Raw genomic sequence first — 18600 nt, 5'->3', positions numbered from 1 at the left:
CGAGCCACAAATACGATACGTAGCTGAACACGCGTGTTCATTCGTGTCAATGTGTAGAGCCCTCAACAGATCTTGTACATCAACCGGCCATCCATTTTCTTTGGGCAGATAACGGTTTTCATTGAAGAGTGACGTACTTGATTGAAAAAACTTAGTTGACGCCAGATGAACACAAGTGTTCAATCAGTCCATAAGGTAATCCTGGAGAGAGAACCGTGGAATCCCTGAATCCAACACAGCGCCGCATTCATCAAGCCGCCTTTCGCCTGTTCGCTGAAAGAGGCACCTCACAAGTGAACATTCTCGACCTCGCACAGGAGGCAGGGGTGGCGCGCGGAACGGTCTATAGCAACATCGACAGTATGGAAAGCCTGTTCGAGGCAGTCGCTGGCCAGCTTGCGAGGGAGATGCATGAACGCGTCAACAAGAGCTTCAATTCCCTGTCCGATCCGGCTCAGCGCCTGGCCAATGGCATTCGATTTTTCATTCGTCGAGCGCACGAGGACTCCCGGTGGGGGGCATTCATCCATAAATTCGCCATGAGCAATGCTTCGTTGCGCGAAATGTTCAGCAGCCAAGCGACGACGGATCTTCTGAGCGGGCTTACCAGTGGGCGCTACACGTTTGCGCAGGAGCAATTGCTCTCAGTACTGACGTTGATATCGAGCGGCACCCTGGGCTCGATTTTCCTGGTGCTGGAAGGTCACAAAACGTGGCGCGAATCGGGCTCTGACACCGCCGAGCTGGTGTTGCGGGCATTGGGTGTGCCGCCAGAGGAGGCGCGTGCGTTGGCGACCCTAGAGTTGCCGGCACTTCCGTCTCTCGACTGAGCACCTGACTGACTCACTAGACAACACCCCTGGTTTTCAGGGGTGCGGGACAGCTTTGCCCTAAAAACCCGGAAAACAAGAACAATGAACAATAGAAACGAATTGCACCGGTTGGCGACACCACAACCCGCCCGGCATCCGCAGCCGACGGTGAAGGCCCAGGCGCTGACTCACCTGATCTTTCAACGGCCGGACTTGAACGAGGCAGCGCGTTTCCTGACTGATTTCGGCCTGACGGTAAGTCGGCAGAACGCCGATACGCTGTATCTGCGCGGCACTGAGCCAACTGCCTATTGTTATCGCGTGCATCGTTCAGAAAAGGCAGGCTTTGTAGGTTTCGGCCTGGAAGTCCAATCGCTTAAGGATCTGGAAAAGCTGACTCGAATCCCAGGCGCGTCACCGGTAGAGAAATCGGATCATCCTGGTGGCGGGTATTACGTCAGACTGACCGATCCTTCCGGCTTCATTGTGGAAGCTGTTTGCGACCAGACTCCCGGTAAAACTCTGGAACACAGGGCTCCTCTTCCTTGGAATCTGGCGCAGGAGCAGCCGCGAATCAATGCCACACAGCGTCCGCCAATTGCTCCGCCTGAAGTCATCAGACTGGGCCACATCGTCATCGAAGTGGCCGACTATCAGTCGACCTGTGCCTGGTATACAGAGCATTTCGGGCTTATTCCCAGTGATGTGCAAGTACTCCCCGATGGCACACCCATCGTCTCCTTCATGCGCCTTGACCTGGGTGACATGCCGGCGGCTCACCATACGCTGGCGATTGCGCAAGGGTTCATGGCTACCTATAGCCATAGCGCCTATGAGGTCGTCGATGCAGACGCGGTGGGAATGGGACAGCGCGTCCTGCGCGAGCGCGGTTGGGAACACTCATGGGGCATCGGCCGACACATTCTGGGCAGTCAGATCTTCGATTACTGGCAAGACCCTTGGGGCGATAAGCACGAGCATTACTGCGACGGGGATATTTTCACGGCCACTCGGCCTACGGGCATTCATCCGGTGAGCCCCGAGGCAATGGCCCAGTGGGGACAGCTCATGCCCAAGAGTTTTACAAAACCCAAGATGAGCTTGACCAGTCTGCGTGCGCTGATCCGCAACCTGCGACGCAGCCCGGACTTGACCATTCGCAAGTTGATCACACTCATGCGGATGTTCGGGTAGGACTGCCGCCATGTCGGACAACTCAACCCAGTACGGCCGGCGGGATGTGCTTAAAGCCGGCGCCTTGATCGCCGGCGGCTCGTTGATCTGCAGCGTTGCCAGCCCCCTCTCAGAACAACACCACAGTTCTCGCGCCACCGAGCGCGGGACAAACGCCGCTCCAGGAGTACCTTCAATGTCTGCTGTACACGTAGTCCGCTTTGAATTTGAGAACGGTATCCACTGGGGCGTGCTACGCCAGGGCCGTATCACGGTTGTCCCCGGTGCTTTTGAAACCACCGGTGACTTCATTCGCCAGAACAGTATCGACGACCTCGCTCAATTGAAAGGTACGGAGTTGGCGGAGGGCGAAGTGAAACTGCTGTCGCCGGTGACCCGTAACCAGCAGTTCGTCTGCCAGGGCGCCAATTACCGTCAGCATATGATCGAGTCGGGCATGGACCCGGATGCGAAGAAATTCAACATGATCTTCACCAAGGCGATGAGTTGCCTGGTGGCGGCTGACAGCGACCTGATCAAGCCGCGCCACGTGCGCTTCCTTGACTACGAGATCGAACTGGGCCTTGTGATGAAGCGCTCGATCACCGGCGCTATTGCTGTCACCGACGCCAATCTGCATGAGTTCATTGCAGGCGTCGTCATTGTCAATGACTACTCGGCGCGTGACATTCAGATTCCCCAGATGCAGTTCTACAAGGGCAAGAGCTACCGCACATTCGGCCCGGTCGGCCCCTACCTGTGCCTGCTGGATGCCAAGAGCATGCATTACCTCAAAGCACTGCAGCTGCGCCTGACAGTCAACGACCAGGTGCGACAGAACGACAGCACGGCCAACCTGGTTTACGGCCCCGCTGAAACCCTGACCGAACTCTCCGCCTTGCAAGATCTCGCGGTTGGAGACCTGATCGCCACCGGTACGCCTGCCGGCTGCGCTCTGACGATCCCTTCGCCTGCCAAAATGCGCATTGCAGCCCTTTTGCCAGAAGCCACCAAGTGGAAGCTTTTCCTCAAGGCGCAGGAAGGTCGGACGCAGTATCTCAAGGCAGGTGACGTGGTCGAGGCACGCATTCGCAGCGCCGATGGTGTGGTCGACCTTGGCGTGCAACGCAACCGAGTCGTGGGGGAAGCCTGATGGTTGTGCAAACCCTGAACGACATCGAAAGTCTTGAACGAGTCCCCTTGTTGGAGCGTGGGCTGGCTTGCAGTACTTATGACGCGCTGCGTCTGGCGGCCGAGCGCACCCCCCAGGCACCGGCGCTAAGCTTCTTCGCCGATGCCGCCGATTTCAAGCGCACCCACGAGTGGAACTACTCCCAGCTCTTTGGGGATATCACCCGCGCGGCAAATGCCTTCGATGACCTGGGCATAAAACCGGGCGAGGTGATTGCATTTGTTTTGCCCAATCTGCCGGAAACCCATTTCACGATATGGGGCGGGGAAGCGGCGGGCATCGTCATGGCGATCAATCCTCTGCTCGAGGCCACGCAGATGGCTGGCTTGCTGAATGCCGCGAAGGCATCCGTGGTGGTGACGCTCGCGCCAACTCCAGGCAGCGACCTATGGCCGAAACTGGCTTCGCAGCTGGAACAGTTACCCGGGATCAGGTCTGTCGTTTGGGTCAGCATGGCACCTTATGTTGACGAATCAGTACGTAGGGCACTGAAAGCCGGGGCACTGAAGGAACGAGATTTACACAGCGATATTGCGATCCACGATTGGCGATCGCTGATGAATGCTCAGCCGCACACACACCTCAAGAGCGGTCGGCAAATCCGCCAGGATGAGTGTTCCTCCTACATCTGTACGGGCGGCACTACCGGGCTCCCCAAGATCGCCGCGCGTACCCATGGCTCGGAAGTCTTCAACGCATGGGCCGTGGCTGCTCACTTGCAGCCACGCAGTGGTGGCCAGGTTATCTTTTGTGGCCTGCCGCTATTTCATGTCAATGGCCAGCTGGTGACTGGACTGATGCCTTGGACTCAAGGCGACCATGTGATCGTCGGGACGCCTCATGGGTATCGTGGCGAGGGGGTGATCCCACGATTCTGGGAAATGGTCGAGCACTTCGGTATCAACCTCTTTTCCGGCGTGCCAACTGTCTATGCTGCACTTCTGCAAAATGAATGGCAGGGCCGCGACCTGTCCAGTCTTCGCTTTGCGATGTGTGGCGCCGCACCCATGCCGGCTGAGCTTTTGCGCGAGTTCGAGCGCCGGACGGGGGTAAAGATCCTTGAAGGTTACGGTCTTACCGAGGGCACCTGCGTCTCCTCGATCAATCCTCCCCATGGCGAGCGCCGTATCGGTGCCATCGGGATACGGATCGCCTACCAGAATATGCGCGCGGTAATGCTCGATGATTCTGGAGCGTACCTGCGCGACGCCAACGTGGATGAGATCGGCCTCATCACGATCAGTGGTCCGAATCTCTTCAATGGCTATCTGGAGGCGCGTCATAACCAGGGCCTCTGGATCGATATCGACGGTCAGCGCTGGTTGAATACGGGCGATTTGGGTCGCCAGGATGCGCAGGGTTACTTCTGGCTGACCGGGCGCAAGAAGGAGTTGATCATCCGCGGCGGCCACAACATCGATCCCAAGCAAATCGAGGAGGCTCTGCAGGCGCATCCCGCCGTCGCCTTGGCCGCTGCCATCGGCAGCCCCGACGCTTACTCGGGCGAGGTGCCGGTCGCCTACGTTCAACTGCGCCCCGGGCACGTTTGCAACGCCGAAGAACTTGAGGCGTTCGCTCATCTCAACATCAGCGAGCGGGCAGCCGTTCCCAAGCGCATTGAAATCCTCGAAGCGCTGCCACTGACTGCCGTGGGCAAGATATTCAAGCCCGCTTTACAGCAGCGGGAGATTGCCAAAGTAGTCCAGCAGGAAGTGGGGCGACTGGGGCTTTCGGATATTGCCGTTGAGGTCGTGCAGGACAATCGCCGTGGGCATGTCGCCTGCATCAGGGCCGGAACTGACCAGGAAATACTGGCTCCGCTCTTGGGGCGCTATAGCTTTCAAATCGAGTGGCTTAATTGAGTCCCTGATTCGCATCTGTATGTCCAGCAGTCGTGCCCTGGCGGTGTTCAGCCAGGGCCTTTTACACAACTTCGTTCTACTCCAGCCGGCACTGAGAAGTGCACAGGACGGCGAAGCCTTGCCTGCGTGCAACCAACAAAAACAATAAACAAGAGGTGGAAAATGAAACTGAATGGCCGTGTGATCCCGTGTCTCTCTGTTCAGCAAAAGTGTGCTGTCTGGATTAAGCTCACCAGTGCCATGGCACTCCTCAGCGCTTCTACAATGGCAAGCGCCAATGGCATTGCCCTTAACGAACAAAGTGCAAGCAGTGCGGGAACTGCATATGCGGGAAGGTCATCTTCCGCGCTGGACGCCAGCACCATCTTTGGAAACCCTGCGGGCTTGACCAAGTTGAAGCGTACTGAGATTTCCGGCGGCGCCGCGCTCGTCTCGGTGAGCGATGACATCAGTGATGCGCAGAGCAGTGCCCCAGGAACGAATGAAGGGGACTCGGTCCCTTTGGGGGTTGTGCCCTTCGCCTATATGTCGACGCCGCTTGATGATCGTCTTTCGATTGGTCTGGGCCTCTATGCGCCGAGTGGTCTGATCAATGATTACGAGGGCTCTTTTCAGGGCCGCTACCATGGTTCCTATAGCACGACCAAGGAAATAACCCTGCAGCCCACCATTGCCTGGCGGATCAATGATTACGTGTCCATTGGTGGCGGACCGACCATAAACCGTTTCAATGCAAAGCTTCAGAATTACCTGGCCACCGGCGCCCTGAACAACGGCGAGGACACACTGGTCACCATCAAAGGCGATGACACGGCACTTGGCTACAACGTAGGCATCTTGGTTGACTTTACCGAGGCAACCAGTTGGGGGGTTAACTATCACTCGAAGGTGGCCTATGAACTCGAAGGGCATACTGAGGTTTCCGGCTCCCCGAGCGTTATCCCGCTGGACGGAAAGTATGACAACAAGATAGACCTGACTATGCCCGAATCCGTGGACACGTCTATCACCCATCATTTCAATAGTCGCTGGACGGGATACCTGGGGGCCACCTGGAAACGTTGGAGTCGGATCCAGAAGGTCGAGGCAGTCAACAGCGGTCTTTCCCCCGTGGGCCAGGCGGCTGGCCTGGGACATGTGATCGAAGAAATGAACTGGCGCGACACTTGGAGCACCGCAGTTGGCGCATCCTATCAATTGAACCAACAATGGCTGCTGCGCGCAGGCTACGCCTATGATCCTTCGCCAATCAGAAATGCCGATCGCAGCGTGCGCATTCCAGTTGGGAATCGCCAAGCCGTGACTGTGGGCGGTGCTTATTCGCCGAATTCCGATCTGACGATAGACTTTGCTTATGGTTATCTCTGGGATTCCAAAGTCTCGGTAAAGCAGGCGAACAACTCCGGTCTTCAACCGGAATACAGTGCCAACTACCAAAATAGCGCGAATGGACTTTCAGTGCAGGCAACCTATCGGTACTGATGGTTTGCAGTGGGAGAAAGATCCGGGACGTCGTCGCTGACGCCGCGCTGATGTCTCGCCTGAAATTCGACCCGACGCGCCAGCTGCTGGGTGCTCAGTGCTCGGGCACGCTCATACTTGCCAAGCTGGGCCTGCTGGACGCCGTTCCGGCCTGCACGGACCTGATTTCCAAGCCATGGGTCGAAGAGGCCGGCGTGGCAGTGCTCAATCAGCCCTTCGTGGCCAAGGGCAACGTCGCGACGGCCGGCGGGTGTTTGTCCTAACAGTATCTGGCCGCCTGGTTCATCGCCCGTCTGGAAGGCCTCGAGGCTGCACGCAGTGCGATTCATTATGTGGCACCGGTTGGAGAGAAGGAGGGCTACGTGACGCGTGCAATGGCGAACATTTCGCCGTTTCTCTAAGACTCGCTATGAGCGCTTTGGGGCTCAAAACTGATCTTGATGGATAACAGCTGAGAAAAGCCTTTTAGAACGACCGTGTCGGTCAGACACACCTGAGCTTTGGCACCCAACACGACTACAAATGCTTGAAAAGATCCGTTCCCATTGTTGGTCCCTTTTGTTGAAGGCGGACCTAACCGGTTTCTGAAGCCATCCAGGTCAAAAAATTATGGAGCTGAGTCGTAAACTCTTTTGGCTTGGCATATGGGTTCCTTGCCTGGGACAAGAAAAAAGAGATCTGCATTCTCATGCACGGGTAATGCTGAACAAACAGCTCGACATGCTCTTCCAGTGTTTGCGGCCACATCAGGTCCTGGTCGGAGCGAAGTACTTGAGTTGACCGGATGAGTTTGCGCGAGGCTTCGCGTTGCAGGCGTAGCGATTGTATCGGTGTGGTCGCCTGATCGATGAGGTCGGCGTACCGGGTCAATAGGGATTCAAAGTCACCATTGACGGCAATGGCGATCGCACGCGACGGCTTTAACCGGTCGAAACGCTTGGTCAGATCATTCCCCCATACGCAACGACAGTGATGCTTGAGCCAATACCCCCAGCTCAATCGATTGTCAGCCGCCAATACTTCAGAACGACTGCCGATGTCGAAATCGATCTTGGTGACTTCGATATGCCGACTTTCCAGAGTGCGCTTTTTCGACTCCAGCAATTCAAGATCCTGCGACCCAGGAGGGCCGCGCAGAACAAGCGTCAGGTCCAGGTCGGAAAACCCCGGCACGGCGTCGCCTCTTGCGACGCTGCCATACAGATAAATTCCGTCCAGCAGAGGTTCTGACTGAGCGAGCGTCATGCAAACGTCCGCCAGCACATCCTGAAACGGTGGCTGCACTTCGACGTTGGACACGGTGAGGATATAACCGTCTGCATCAATGCCACGAGGATGGAATTGTTCCATGAAGCCGTCCGTGAGTTGTGTTCAGAGCGGTACCTTAACAGAGCCGATAGTGGCCGCTTCTGGCCGAAAATGCGCAGGCAGCCGAGCCTCAATCGAGGTTAGCTGCTGCTTCCTCGCTTCCTCGCTTCCTTGATAGCCGGAGTGGATTGCGGAGGGATTGCAACGACAGCGTCACATACCTTACAAACCCCATCTAAAATTTGCTTAGCCTCGCCTTGACCGTCACTGAAGGGGACGTTCCGGCGGACATAAGTGGTAGTGACAACCTGCTGGCATTGCTCACAGAGAGCCTTGCCGCGATCACCTTCGAAAAAAAGCTTCATGGGCACTCACCGATGTACGCTGATAAGCCAAGCGCTTGGATCGATAAAATAGAATTTTATGTACCAGGTGCCCGTCTTTAGCACGTGAACCTCGATACCGGGGACGGAGTGATCCCCCTTTGTCAGTCCCTGTTGTTCCGTGATGTAGATCACTGCTGATGAAACGTCCGCCCAACGCATCCAGCCGAACAGCAATCGGCGGCAGACGTTGGCTACTCAACGCCAGCGTCTCCACATCATCCGCCGTACTCTGCGCAATGCTTTGCACTGACTGCAAACGCCCGACCATGTCGAAGCTCGCCGTGGACTGTTCTCGAGTGGTGGCGACAATGCGTCCATTGAGTTCATCGATGCGCGAGATGTCACGGCCTATCGCCTGCAACATCGTCGCCGCCGTTTGGCTGTCTTCGACACAACGATCCACGCCTTCATGGCTGGCATGCATGGCCTCGACGGCCGCGAGAGTAGCTGTTTGCCATCATCCTCGGCAGATACGATAGACAACACGCAAAACAATGTCAGATATAGAGGCAAGTAATGCTGAAGTGACGGGGTCAGGGCGGTATAACGCGCTGCACCCTTCCGCGTCAGGCTGGTATCGACTCAAAGTAGACGGTTGAACTAAGGCGCAGAGACTGGACGATTCGTATTCACTCATCTAAACCGAAAGGACAAATCGATAATCGTGCTCTGTCCCTTCTCACCGAGTTACATGAATCCTCTAGTGACTGTCTGCCTTGTTTGCTTTGTCGGCATTCAGCAAAAGCCAACCAAGCACCGCGGCACCCACCAGCGGCCATCCCATGGGAAAGATGCGTGATGAAATTGATCCCCCTGATAAATATATGAAGCCTACACAGGCCACTGTCCCGCAGAGCAGCCCTGACCACGCAAAGCCTGACCAGACTGGAGACGCGTTTGACAGCAGAAAGTGATAGTACAGCTTCAATCCGGTTATGACCCCGGCCCATCCTAATGCCAAGTAGACAGCCATTCTCAAGTGAATCATGACGCTGTACGTGGACGTGTCATGTTCTATAAAAATAAACGAATGCAGCTTCGCAAGCGCTATCAGACTGAAAAAGGTGTGTGCAACCGTGCAGGGAAAGATAACGAAAATGCCCAATGCGCGAATTGAAATTTTTCTGATTGAAATTGGGAAAGTCATGTGGAGTTGCCCTTATATCGTCGTCTTAGCTCGATGCAGCCAATAACTGAGCAATCCTGTTACGCAAATCGCCATGTGCTTGCTCAGCGTAGGGGGTAGCTGTCTTCCAGTCGTAGAACCATACGGGCATCTTGCGATTTTCTTTCGGCTCTGAAGAGTAGCGAGGGAAAATGTGGCAATGCAGTTCCGGTTCTGAATTCCCTAAAATTTCGTAGTTCATACGAAGTGCCCCGGTTGCCTGTAAAACCGCATCTCCGATTCGGGCCATGTCCAGTAGGTATGTCGCTCTGGCCTCTTCATCGAGATCGTTCAGGCTTGGAACGACAGGGTCGGGCAACAATAGGCAGTAACCAGGTAGAAATTGCACGTCGCCCATGACCGCCCAACCCGACGCCATTCGGCAAATTACCTTATCGTTAGCTCCGTTGCGTGCTAGCTCTACACGTTGCGAAATCAGTGGCATGCGCAGTCCTTGGTTTTGTGGTGGTGCTGACGACATCTGAGCTGAGTCTGAGGCAGACTGGCGGATGAAGTAGGTGAAAAAACAACCTTTTGAAATACGGATGATGCTCGGTCAGGCGGGTGAACATTGAGAGCACTCCGCCAGTTTCAAAGTGATAATCCGTTGTTCGTCCCCGTTGTGCGATAGGTGATACGCCGAATCAAATGATGGGGACTGATTCGATCTGCGGGTCTCCAAACCTGATCGCCGGGTGGGCGGCGGGTGGACTATAAGAGTTATCGCTTCATGGGAGATATGAGCGATTTCCGAGGTTGCTGTAGGACCGATATGGAATGCAGGCAGGACGCTGGAATGTGCCGCAGAAAACACCGCTTCGTGAGTCCGCTTCGAAAGCAGGCATTGCTCATGCTTAGCCAAATATCGAAACAGGCGCGCATTCCTCCCCACGGTCACAGCGGCCGGCTTCGAGGGCGCGTGTACCCGGGTGGACTATTGAAACCGTCTATGTAAATCCGGAAAAATATCCTGGGCAAACCAGGCGGGCAGGCCGGGCGTGACGATCCGGGATTTAGGCGTTCGACTTTCCACCAAGCCGACTTTAAGCAGTCGCGAAAGCTCATCGATTGCCAAGCGTGAGGAGAGGCCGGTGAAGGTCTTTATTTCGTTGCGCGGTAGGCTTCCTTGGGTGATTAGCGCAACGATTGCTGGCGCACTTTCCGGGCGAATGCCTTGTTGTTGAAGTTTCTCGTTGTAGCGAAACGCGCGTATCACACGCTCTCGAAGCTGGGACGGGTTCACGGCTGCGGTCATGTAATCGACCTGATCGTGACAAACCTGCAGCATGAACTCGATGAATTCGAAGTAGCGTCGCTGAGACAGCTGGCCTCGTCCATCCAGATCACCTTCTCTTCGGCGGTCCGCCATTGTCAGAACGCTGTAGTAACTCTGATGCTGCCTTGCAAGGCCACGTGACAGTGACCAGAGCGTTGGCTTAAGCCCCAGACTCACTAATTGCAGGTGAGTGACCAACCGGGCAACCCGACCATTCCCGTCGGCAAAGGGGTGAACCCAGGCGAGGCGATGATGGTAGGCAAGCGCAGAAATGAGCTGGCGGCGCGGGTCTGTCTGCCGGCCGAAGCCTGCCTGAAGGTGCTGAAGCATACCGTCTACAGCTGAAGCGTCCGGTGCGTCATGATTACCCACGACGAAGTTCTGGCCGGTGCCGGACCGCAGAATACCGGGCTGCATGATTGAGCCATCTGACAGCGTCCGTTCCGTGTCACTGGCTCCCCGAAAAAGCCGGTTGTGTGCTGTGCTCACAAGCTCAGGTGCAAACATGTCACCCCAGGCAAACGGCGCACGCTGACGCAACGCCCGTTCGAACAATGCTTGCACCGCCATCTGTTCAACCGCCAGGTTTTTAAGCTGTTTGCGGTCTTTGACCGGCGCCGCTTGCGCTCTTTGCATATCGGCGGGCTCGGTGTATTGCCCTTCGATCAGGTTCGAATAGTACGTATTGGTGATTTGCAGGAGACGGCCGAGACGTGCAGCCGTTTCAGGCGGCAGGCGTCCGGCTAGAAATTGTGTCTTTCTGGGCAGCGCGTCCGCGAGCGCAATGATTGATGGAGGCAATGCGTCAGGAAGAATCGGGTCGAGCCAGGATTTTGATGTGATCAGGGACATACCGGTCTGTACCGTACGAAAATTCTGCACATTTTATTTCACATTCTGACTTGATGAACAAGCGCTAATTTACTGGCCTGTAGAGGTTTTTAAGACTTTCTCAGCGAAATTTTCTGCACATTTTATTTCACATTTTTTTTGATGCGGTGACTTCGGTCAATGGGTTCACGAAAGGATCCTTCAAACGCGTTTGCACACAGATCGCAATTGCAGAAACAGGCGTCCATTGAGGCGCCCGTTTTTACTTACTCCTTCGCCTGCGCTCGCAAGCGTCGACCGATCACGTCCATCAAGTCACAGCCGTCGCGTAACGGAATGGCTAACAGCTGAGAAAAGTCCTTCAATACCACCGTGTCGCAACCGAGTTCTGCGCGGTAGGCGATGTTTTCCAGCACTTGCGTGACCGTCCGAATGCGGTAATCAGCGGCGGCTTGTAGAACGTCGAGTGGAGCTTGGGTATCGATGAGCAGGGAAGCCGGAATCAGGTCGATGCCGGTGAGGGGGATGTATCGATTCATTTGAAGATCTCTGTTTGATTGGCTCAAGGCCGTCACTCAGTCGTCGCCAAACGATTGGGTGGCAGCTGTGCGCAGGTTGGCGAACCGGCACAGAGAACACCGGCAGACCCGAAGGTCTCCCGCGCACAGCCGCCATAACAGCGGCTTTGCGGGTGCGACGACCCCTGCAATAAAGCCTGGAGCCCTCGCATTCTCTGTGGTCAGGTCGCCAAACCTGAATCGCCATTGTGGGCGACGGAGCGGACTATAAGCTTCATCGGAACGGCGGGCAAGGTTAGGGGTTCCGAGGTTTGTGTAGGAACTTTTATGGCGTCCTAGGACCTTTACGCCACGTTGCTCAATTAATGGAAATCAACTCCGATACATTCATTTACCTTTGTTCATCACCGCTGACGCTATCCTCTAGAATCCCAACCCCGCAGTCGAGCTGGACTTCCACCCAATGCAAACCCCCACCACCCAACCCCCCCTCTGGAAAACCTACCTGCTTTTCCTGGCCCCCATGGTCCTCTCCAATTTCCTCCAATCCATGTCGGGCACCATCAACAGCATCTACATCGGCCAGATGCTCGGCACCCAAGCCCTCGCTGCCGTATCGGGCATGTTCCCCATCGTGTTCTTTTTCATCGCCCTGGTCATCGGCCTCGGCGCGGGTGCCGGCGTGCTCATTGGCCAAGCCTGGGGCGCGCGTGAACCGCACCTGGTGAAAACCATCGCCGCGACCACCTTGCTGTTGGGCGCAATGATCGGTTTGGTCGCCGCCGTATTGGGCAGTGTGTTCGCGAGGCCAGCCCTGCAGGGTTTGGGCACCCCGGCCGATGTGCTGGACGATGCCGTGTCCTACGCCCAGGTGATGATGTGGATCATGCCGTCACTGCTGGTCTACGTGTTGTTCACCCAACTGCTGCGCGGGGTGAGCGATACGGTGTCGCCGCTGATCGCGTTGCTGGTGTCGACCTGTATCGGCCTGGCGCTGACGCCGGCGTTGATTCGCGGTTGGCTGGGGTTGCCGATGATGGGGATTCAGAGTGCGGCGTATGCGGGGTTAGTGGGGAATTTGTCGGCGATGGGGTGGCTGGCGTGGCGCTTGATCAGCAAGGGGCATCCGTTGGCGCCGGATCGGGAGATGTTTGCGGCGATGCGCCTGGACCTGGTGATTCTCGGCAAGGTGTTGCGCATCGGGTTGCCGACCGGGTTGCAGATGGTGGTGTTGTCGATGTCGGAGCTGGTGATTCTGGCGCTGGTGAATCAGCACGGTTCCCAGGCGACGGCGGCCTATGGGGCGGTGACGCAGATCGTCAATTACGTGCAGTTCCCGGCGCTGTCGATTGCGATCACGGCGTCGATCCTGGGTGCGCAGGCGATCGGGGCAGGGCGCATCGAGCGCATCGGGCCGATTCTGCGCACGGGGTTGTTGATCAACGTGTGCCTGACCGGCGGGTTGGTGGTGCTGGGTTATCTGCTGTCGCACTGGTTGCTGGGGTTGTTCCTCACGGATGACGTCACTCGTGCGAAGGCCGAGCATCTGTTGCACATCATGCTCTGGAGCCTGTTGGTGTTCGGCTTCCAGGCGATCATCGGCGGCATTATGCGGGCCAGCGGCTCGGTGTTGGTGCCGATGGCGATTTCGATTTTCTGCGTGGTCGGGGTGCAGTTGCCGGTGGCGTATGTGCTGGACGGGCACTTTGGATTGCAGGGCGTGTGGATGGCGTTTCCGGTGGCGTACCTGGGGATGCTGGTGTTGCAGACGGCGTATTACAAGCGGGTCTGGCAGCATCAGAAGATTGAGCGGTTGGTGTAGGAGGGCGGACTTGATGTCGGCCACCGTCAGACCGACAATCCATGAGACGACCCGTGATGTGAACCAACAGGCGTGATCGCCTGAGGAGGCATTCAAATGAGTCCCTCATCGCCACTCATCTTGCAAGACCGCGCCGCAGCCGGCCGTCTTCTGGTGGAGCCGCTGCTCCAATACGCGCACAGACCCGATGTCATCGTCCTCGCCTTGCCCCGTGGCGGGGTGCCGGTGGCTTTTGAAGTGGCCACTGCCCTGGAGGTGCGCCTGGACCTGATGCTGGTGCGCAAGCTGGGGGCTCCCTCCAACCAGGAGTTCGCCATGGGCGCCATTGCCAGCGGCGGCATTCAGATCCTCAACGACTATGCGCTGCGGGCGCACCCGATTGATCAGGCCACGTTCGATGGCGTGGTCGCACGGGAAACCCGGGAGCTGTTGCGGCGTGAGCAGGCTTATCGGGGAACGCGCGCGCCGGTGCAGCTCAAGGATCAGGTGGTGATCCTGATCGATGACGGTCTGGCGACAGGCGCCTCGATGATGGCGGCGATCCAGGCGGTGCGTTTGCAGGTGCCGTCGCGCATCGTCGTGGCCGTGCCGGTGGGGCCGATCGAGACGGCGGAGGCGTTGCGCCGTGAGGTGGATGAACTGATCTGTCCCGTCGTACCTGATTGGTTCATGTCGATCGGCCATTGGTACATGGATTTTTCCCAGACCTCGGATGCAGAGGTCGTCACGCTGTTGCAGCGGGCCTGGCAGAGGGAGTCCCCTTTCGCTCACCAGCCTCCCGGTCATGAGTGACCAGGGGCAGGGCCCTTGCTGGAACCGGGCATCGGATGGGGGTACAGAACGTCACCGATCATGACGCCTCCTTGCGCCACGAGGCGCTCCAGTGCAACCACCTCGTGCTTGCCGACCGCGTCGTCCAGGTTCGTCGAGTCATCGGCGCCAAAAAATTCAACACGGGCAGTTGGATCAAGACATTCAAAAATGTAGCGGCAACGTGTCAGGTGAGAACTCGAGGTGACTACCCCGTAGTCCGGACAACCGCGTTGCTGCGCAAAGGCGATGATCATCCAAATGTCTTCCACCGTATTGGAGCTAAGCAGATCAGCAGGTGTCGCTCTATCAATCGCTGCGCCTCGATTGAGCAAGCACTGGTGCACCAGCTCGCGGTGTGGCGTGTTGGACGTGTTGAAATGATCGCCAAACCCGCCCGTAGCCAGGAGAACGACATGGGGGTGCATTTGCTGCAATTGGACCGCTCGCTCAATTCGTCCAATGGACATGGGTGAAAGCTCGCCATCGGCGCTATTGGGGGATGCAAGAATAAATACGGGTTTTTTCATTTCGGTCCACAAATCAGCATGTGGCAGCGGCGGTTGACGCAGGGTTAGGGGATTCAGTTGCAGCCATGAGATTCGCAGCTGCCCAAGGGGCACATGCCTGGATCGCTTCTACAGCCTAGCCTGCATCCAGGGCATGGAAACGATAATTGGGCATACTGGCGCGTCGTCGTACAACGTTGCTTAATATCCCTTGCCCTCAAACCTGGAAATCAAAGGATTGTAAGCCCACAGTGAGCTTAAAATTGCCATATGACCAGGGCCCTTGAGACGAACGGCTGTTCTTTCAAATTGACAGCCGGGTATTGAACTCGATATAAAAAGCACAGTTGTACGACGACAGACGATTAATCGACTGTTCATCTTCTAAAAATAAAAAGTGTCGACCCCTCATGAATTCAGCCCGCTTGCTCGCCTCCCGGAATGCCCCATCCAATGGTTCGAATCCTGGCTGCTTCCCGCTCCATACAGCCGGACCGTTGCATCGTTTTGTCGATGCTCCACGAGCCAATTGATCTCGCTTGAAACCGAGAAATCATCAGCATAATCCAACAATAAAGTGATGCTATGAATCTGAACGAGCCCCTCATCCCGCAACGAGTCGGCCAGGCTGTCGGCAAATATCGCTGGACCATTTGCGCGCTGTTGTTCTTTGCCACCACCGTCAATTACCTGGACCGCCAGGTACTGAGTCTGTTGGCGCCGGATCTGTCGACGCAATTTGGCTGGAGCAATACCGATTACGCTAACATCGCCTCCGTTTTTCAGTTTGTGTACGCGATTTCCATGCTGTTCGCCGGTCGCGTGGTCGACAAGATCGGCACCAAGACCGCCTATGTGCTGGCGATCTGCATCTGGTCGACCGGCGCGATCATGCACGCCTTTGCGGTACCGATGGGTGAGGGTATCGGCGCTCTGAGCAGCGCGTTGGGCCTTGCCGTCATTCCGGTGTCGATTGCCGGCTTCATGCTGTCGCGCGCCGTGCTGGCGATCGGTGAGGCGGGCAACTTCCCGATCGCGATCAAGGCCACCGCCGAATACTTCCCGAAGAAGGAGCGTTCCTTCGCCACCGGTATCTTCAATTCCGGGGCCAATGTGGGCGCGATCCTGGCGCCGATCTGCGTGCCGCTGATTGCCGCCCTGTGGGGCTGGGAAGCGGCGTTCATCGTGATCGGTGCGTTGGGCTTCGTCTGGGTGGCGGTCTGGATTGCGCTGTACGAAAAACCGGATCAGCAAAAACGCCTGTCGGCGCAGGAACTGGCCTACATCCGCAGCGATCAGGGGGCGCAAGCGATCACCGACACCGACTCGGGTGCCGCCGCGAAAAAAGTGTCGTGGTTCAAGCTGCTGACCTACCGCCAGACCTGGGCCTTTGCCTTCGGCAAATTCATGACTGACGGCGTGTGGTGGTTTTTCCTGTTCTGGCTGCCGACCTACCTGTCGGCGCAATACGGCATGAAGGGCCAGGCCATCGTGCTGCCGCTGGCCGTGTTGTACACCATGACCATGGTGGGCAGCATCGGTGGTGGCTGGTTCCCCAGCTATTTCATGGCACGCGGCGACGCGCCCTATGACGGTCGCATGAAAGCCATGCTGGTGATCGCACTCTTCCCGCTGCTGGTGTTGCTGGCGCAGCCATTGGGTTACATCAGTTTCTGGGTGCCGGTGCTGCTGATCGGTGTGGGCGCCTCGGCGCACCAGGCGTGGTCGTGCAATATCTTCACGACCGTGTCCGATATGTTCCCGCAAAAATCCATCGCTTCCGTGGTCGGCATTGGTGGTATGGCGGGCGGCTTGGGCGGTGTCGCGATGACTAAGTTAGGCGGTTGGGTGTTCGACTATTACAAAACGATCAACGATATCCATACCGGCTACATGATCATGTTTGCCATCTGTGCGCTGGCCTACCTGGTGGCGTGGAGCGTGATGAAGGTGCTGGTGCCGCGCCATAAGGAAATCACCGATCTGTAGAGGGTCGGTTGGCTTCGCACTGATGGGGCGCAGTGAAAACGACGCCCCATTTTACTGCCTGTCGACTTTCCACGGGCAAGGTGGTGGTGATGACCGGGATTACCCTGGGCATTGCCGTACTCACCTGGGTGCTTTCGCCAATCAAGTTCCAGGCGGACATGGGCATTCTGCTGGGCTTCATGTTCATCTGGAACATGGTCGGCGCGCTGATCCTGGTTCCGGCACTGGCGCATTTTCTACTCAAGCCGAAGGTGAACGCGTGATCGCTCGATGGGGCTCGCCACCGAGCCAGGATGAATAACCAAAAAAGCCTTTACGAGCCAATACAGGCACCGGATGATCTTGAACCCGCGGCCGCATCAGCCCGACGATAAAAACAAGATCAGGTGCCTCTATGCTTCTCGAGCAGGCGTTGTTAACCGATGTCAACGGCAAGCCGATACAGCAGCATCACAAGAATTTTTCTACCGAATGGGATGAAATCAGCGACTGGTCGGATCGCGTCTACATGCCCTATCGGGTGTGTCCCGTAGGGCAGGCCATCAAGCCGTGCGCCAGCATGCACTCGTCGAGGATCGGCGAGCTGACGCTGACGCGTTTTGCCTATGGCGTGGCGGTGAGCATCGACGATTTTTCCCCCGCTGCCGGGAACGCGCTGCTGCTCACGACCGTTCGCGGCAATGCCCGGCACTGGGCGCAGCGTTCGGTCACTGAAGATACCGCGGTGGGCGAGTCCTTCATTGCCGATTGCAGCCGGGTCGATTACCGGATCGACCTGGACCCGGATCACCTGCAGCTGAATCTGACCATTCCCCATGCCGTGCTGGAGCGGATGGCGCAACAGTGGTTCGGCTTCGTCCCCGATGACCGGTTCTGGCGACACAAGTGCGTCCTCGGCGGGGTCGGTTCGAGCTGGTTGAGTCTGCTCGAGTACACCGTTCGCTGTGTGGCCGAGGCTCCCGGGCACATGGCCGAAGGACGCATGGGCGCGCACCTGGAGCACAATCTTTGCGTCCACATGCTGCAGGAATGGGCCAGCCGCGCCGGGCGAGCGGGCCTTGATCTGAGCAGTCCGATGAACCGGATCGCTCCGCGTTATGTCAGGGCTGCCGAAGAGTTCATGAGTGCCAATGCCGCGAACCTGCCGACGCTGGCAGAGGTGGCCGGCGCGGTCGGGACCAGTGTGCGGTCATTGAGTGGTGCCTTTTCGCGTTTTCGCGGCATGACCCCCGGTGCCTTCTTGCGCGAGCAGCGATTGCAGGGGGCGCACCGGGATTTGTTGGCGACTGATCCACAATCGGGTACGACGGTGGCGGTTATCGCCTCTCGATGGGGGTATCTGAACCTGGGGGAATTTGCCGGGATTTATCGCAGGCGGTTCGGTGAACTGCCTTCGCACACCTTGCATCGCCGTCTGCGCTAGCGTGTGACGCAAAAAAAAGGGCACCGGAAGTGGCGTCCATCC

General features: G+C 57.1%; 15 protein-coding genes and 3 pseudogenes. 11 read left to right on the top strand and 7 right to left on the bottom strand.

The genetic code is table 11. The features are described from left to right. Positions 1 to 215: 215 nt before the first annotated feature. The 6 genes and pseudogenes from ACA067_RS20105 to ACA067_RS20080 form a co-directional block, all read left to right on the top strand. Entirely contained in the window at positions 216 to 830 is a 615-nt protein-coding gene (locus ACA067_RS20105) for a TetR/AcrR family transcriptional regulator (protein ID WP_497458166.1), read from the top strand. An 84-nt stretch (positions 831 to 914) separates the two neighbouring features. Then, a complete protein-coding gene (locus tag ACA067_RS20100) occupies positions 915 to 2006 on the top strand; it encodes a VOC family protein (RefSeq protein ID WP_497462812.1) in 1092 nt (363 codons plus the stop codon). 175 nt (positions 2007 to 2181) lie between these two features. Further along, the gene (locus ACA067_RS20095; protein ID WP_497458165.1) at positions 2182 to 3138 is read left to right on the top strand and encodes a fumarylacetoacetate hydrolase family protein; all 957 of its coding nucleotides are present in this window, start codon (positions 2182 to 2184) and stop codon (positions 3136 to 3138) included. Then, a complete protein-coding gene (locus ACA067_RS20090) occupies positions 3138 to 5039 on the top strand; it encodes an acyl-CoA synthetase (RefSeq protein ID WP_497458164.1) in 1902 nt (633 codons plus the stop codon). Before ACA067_RS20095 ends, ACA067_RS20090 begins: the two co-directional genes overlap by 1 nt. A 162-nt stretch (positions 5040 to 5201) precedes the next feature. Next, complete coding sequence (locus ACA067_RS20085) at positions 5202 to 6521, top strand: OmpP1/FadL family transporter (protein WP_497458163.1); 1320 nt, start codon at positions 5202 to 5204, stop codon at positions 6519 to 6521. After that, positions 6518 to 6922: pseudogene (locus ACA067_RS20080) on the top strand (type 1 glutamine amidotransferase family protein); the annotation flags it as partial. The gene ACA067_RS20085 and the pseudogene ACA067_RS20080, both read left to right, overlap by 4 nt. Positions 6923 to 7094: 172 nt before the next feature. Here ACA067_RS20080 and ACA067_RS20075 read toward each other — a convergent pair. From ACA067_RS20075 to ACA067_RS20050, 6 genes and pseudogenes are all read right to left on the bottom strand, one after another. Continuing rightward, positions 7095 to 7871: a nucleotidyltransferase domain-containing protein gene (locus ACA067_RS20075; RefSeq protein ID WP_497458162.1), complete on the bottom strand. Its 777-nt coding sequence runs from the start codon at positions 7869 to 7871 to the stop codon at positions 7095 to 7097. Between the two features lie 483 nt (positions 7872 to 8354). Next, positions 8355 to 8654: pseudogene (locus tag ACA067_RS20070) on the bottom strand (methyl-accepting chemotaxis protein); the annotation flags it as partial. A 261-nt stretch (positions 8655 to 8915) separates the two neighbouring features. Beyond that, positions 8916 to 9362 (bottom strand): hypothetical protein, encoded by a 447-nt coding sequence (locus tag ACA067_RS20065; protein ID WP_497458161.1) that lies wholly within the window; start codon positions 9360 to 9362, stop codon positions 8916 to 8918. A gap of 25 nt (positions 9363 to 9387) precedes the next feature. Further along, positions 9388 to 9825, bottom strand: a complete 438-nt coding sequence (locus ACA067_RS20060; RefSeq protein WP_497458160.1) for an HIT family protein — start codon at positions 9823 to 9825, stop codon at positions 9388 to 9390. A gap of 489 nt (positions 9826 to 10314) precedes the next feature. Then, positions 10315 to 11508 carry a Fic family protein gene (locus ACA067_RS20055; protein WP_497458159.1) on the bottom strand — a complete coding sequence of 398 codons (1194 nt, stop codon included), beginning with the start codon at positions 11506 to 11508 and terminating at the stop codon, positions 10315 to 10317. Positions 11509 to 11753: 245 nt separating this feature from the next. After that, the gene (locus tag ACA067_RS20050; RefSeq protein ID WP_497452662.1) at positions 11754 to 12026 is read right to left on the bottom strand and encodes a hypothetical protein; all 273 of its coding nucleotides are present in this window, start codon (positions 12024 to 12026) and stop codon (positions 11754 to 11756) included. A gap of 442 nt (positions 12027 to 12468) precedes the next feature. Here ACA067_RS20050 and ACA067_RS20045 point away from each other — a divergent pair, with 442 nt between their 5' ends. Both ACA067_RS20045 and ACA067_RS20040 read left to right on the top strand, forming a co-directional pair. Beyond that, entirely contained in the window at positions 12469 to 13827 is a 1359-nt protein-coding gene (locus ACA067_RS20045) for an MATE family efflux transporter (protein WP_497458158.1), read from the top strand. Between the two features lie 96 nt (positions 13828 to 13923). Then, complete coding sequence (locus tag ACA067_RS20040; RefSeq protein ID WP_497458157.1) at positions 13924 to 14619, top strand: phosphoribosyltransferase; 696 nt, start codon at positions 13924 to 13926, stop codon at positions 14617 to 14619. Here the strand turns inward: ACA067_RS20040 and ACA067_RS20035 are convergent. Beyond that, entirely contained in the window at positions 14610 to 15167 is a 558-nt protein-coding gene (locus tag ACA067_RS20035) for a YdcF family protein (protein ID WP_497458156.1), read from the bottom strand. The two genes, ACA067_RS20040 and ACA067_RS20035, sit on opposite strands and share 10 nt — an antisense overlap. A 564-nt stretch (positions 15168 to 15731) precedes the next feature. Here ACA067_RS20035 and ACA067_RS20030 point away from each other — a divergent pair. From ACA067_RS20030 to ACA067_RS20020, 3 genes and pseudogenes are all read left to right on the top strand, one after another. Further along, the gene (locus ACA067_RS20030; protein ID WP_497458155.1) at positions 15732 to 17135 is read left to right on the top strand and encodes an MFS transporter; all 1404 of its coding nucleotides are present in this window, start codon (positions 15732 to 15734) and stop codon (positions 17133 to 17135) included. Positions 17136 to 17200: 65 nt separating this feature from the next. After that, positions 17201 to 17398 (top strand): annotated as a pseudogene (locus ACA067_RS20025) (hypothetical protein); the annotation flags it as partial. Between the two features lie 131 nt (positions 17399 to 17529). Continuing rightward, positions 17530 to 18558 carry an AraC family transcriptional regulator gene (locus ACA067_RS20020; RefSeq protein WP_497458154.1) on the top strand — a complete coding sequence of 343 codons (1029 nt, stop codon included), beginning with the start codon at positions 17530 to 17532 and terminating at the stop codon, positions 18556 to 18558. Positions 18559 to 18600: the final 42 nt, after the last annotated feature.

Source organism: Pseudomonas sp. LBUM1674 (assembly GCF_059695635.1).
This window is presented reverse-complemented; position numbering and strand designations above follow the sequence as displayed.

Bases quoted from the DNA above. Each gene is read 5' to 3' on its own strand.
- ACA067_RS20050 (WP_497452662.1), bottom strand. From the start codon at position 12,026: ATGAATCGATACATCCCCCTCACCGGCATCGACCTGATTCCGGCTTCC.
- ACA067_RS20065 (WP_497458161.1), bottom strand. From the start codon at position 9,362: ATGACTTTCCCAATTTCAATCAGAAAAATTTCAATTCGCGCATTGGGC.
- ACA067_RS20030 (WP_497458155.1), top strand. From the start codon at position 15,732: ATGAATCTGAACGAGCCCCTCATCCCGCAACGAGTCGGCCAGGCTGTC.
- ACA067_RS20095 (WP_497458165.1), top strand. From the start codon at position 2,182: ATGTCTGCTGTACACGTAGTCCGCTTTGAATTTGAGAACGGTATCCAC.
- ACA067_RS20020 (WP_497458154.1), top strand. From the start codon at position 17,530: ATGCTTCTCGAGCAGGCGTTGTTAACCGATGTCAACGGCAAGCCGATA.
- ACA067_RS20040 (WP_497458157.1), top strand. From the start codon at position 13,924: ATGAGTCCCTCATCGCCACTCATCTTGCAAGACCGCGCCGCAGCCGGC.
- ACA067_RS20075 (WP_497458162.1), bottom strand. From the start codon at position 7,871: ATGGAACAATTCCATCCTCGTGGCATTGATGCAGACGGTTATATCCTC.
- ACA067_RS20060 (WP_497458160.1), bottom strand. From the start codon at position 9,825: ATGCCACTGATTTCGCAACGTGTAGAGCTAGCACGCAACGGAGCTAAC.
- ACA067_RS20045 (WP_497458158.1), top strand. From the start codon at position 12,469: ATGCAAACCCCCACCACCCAACCCCCCCTCTGGAAAACCTACCTGCTT.
- ACA067_RS20055 (WP_497458159.1), bottom strand. From the start codon at position 11,508: ATGTCCCTGATCACATCAAAATCCTGGCTCGACCCGATTCTTCCTGAC.
- ACA067_RS20035 (WP_497458156.1), bottom strand. From the start codon at position 15,167: ATGAAAAAACCCGTATTTATTCTTGCATCCCCCAATAGCGCCGATGGC.
- ACA067_RS20085 (WP_497458163.1), top strand. From the start codon at position 5,202: ATGAAACTGAATGGCCGTGTGATCCCGTGTCTCTCTGTTCAGCAAAAG.
- ACA067_RS20090 (WP_497458164.1), top strand. From the start codon at position 3,138: ATGGTTGTGCAAACCCTGAACGACATCGAAAGTCTTGAACGAGTCCCC.
- ACA067_RS20100 (WP_497462812.1), top strand. From the start codon at position 915: ATGAACAATAGAAACGAATTGCACCGGTTGGCGACACCACAACCCGCC.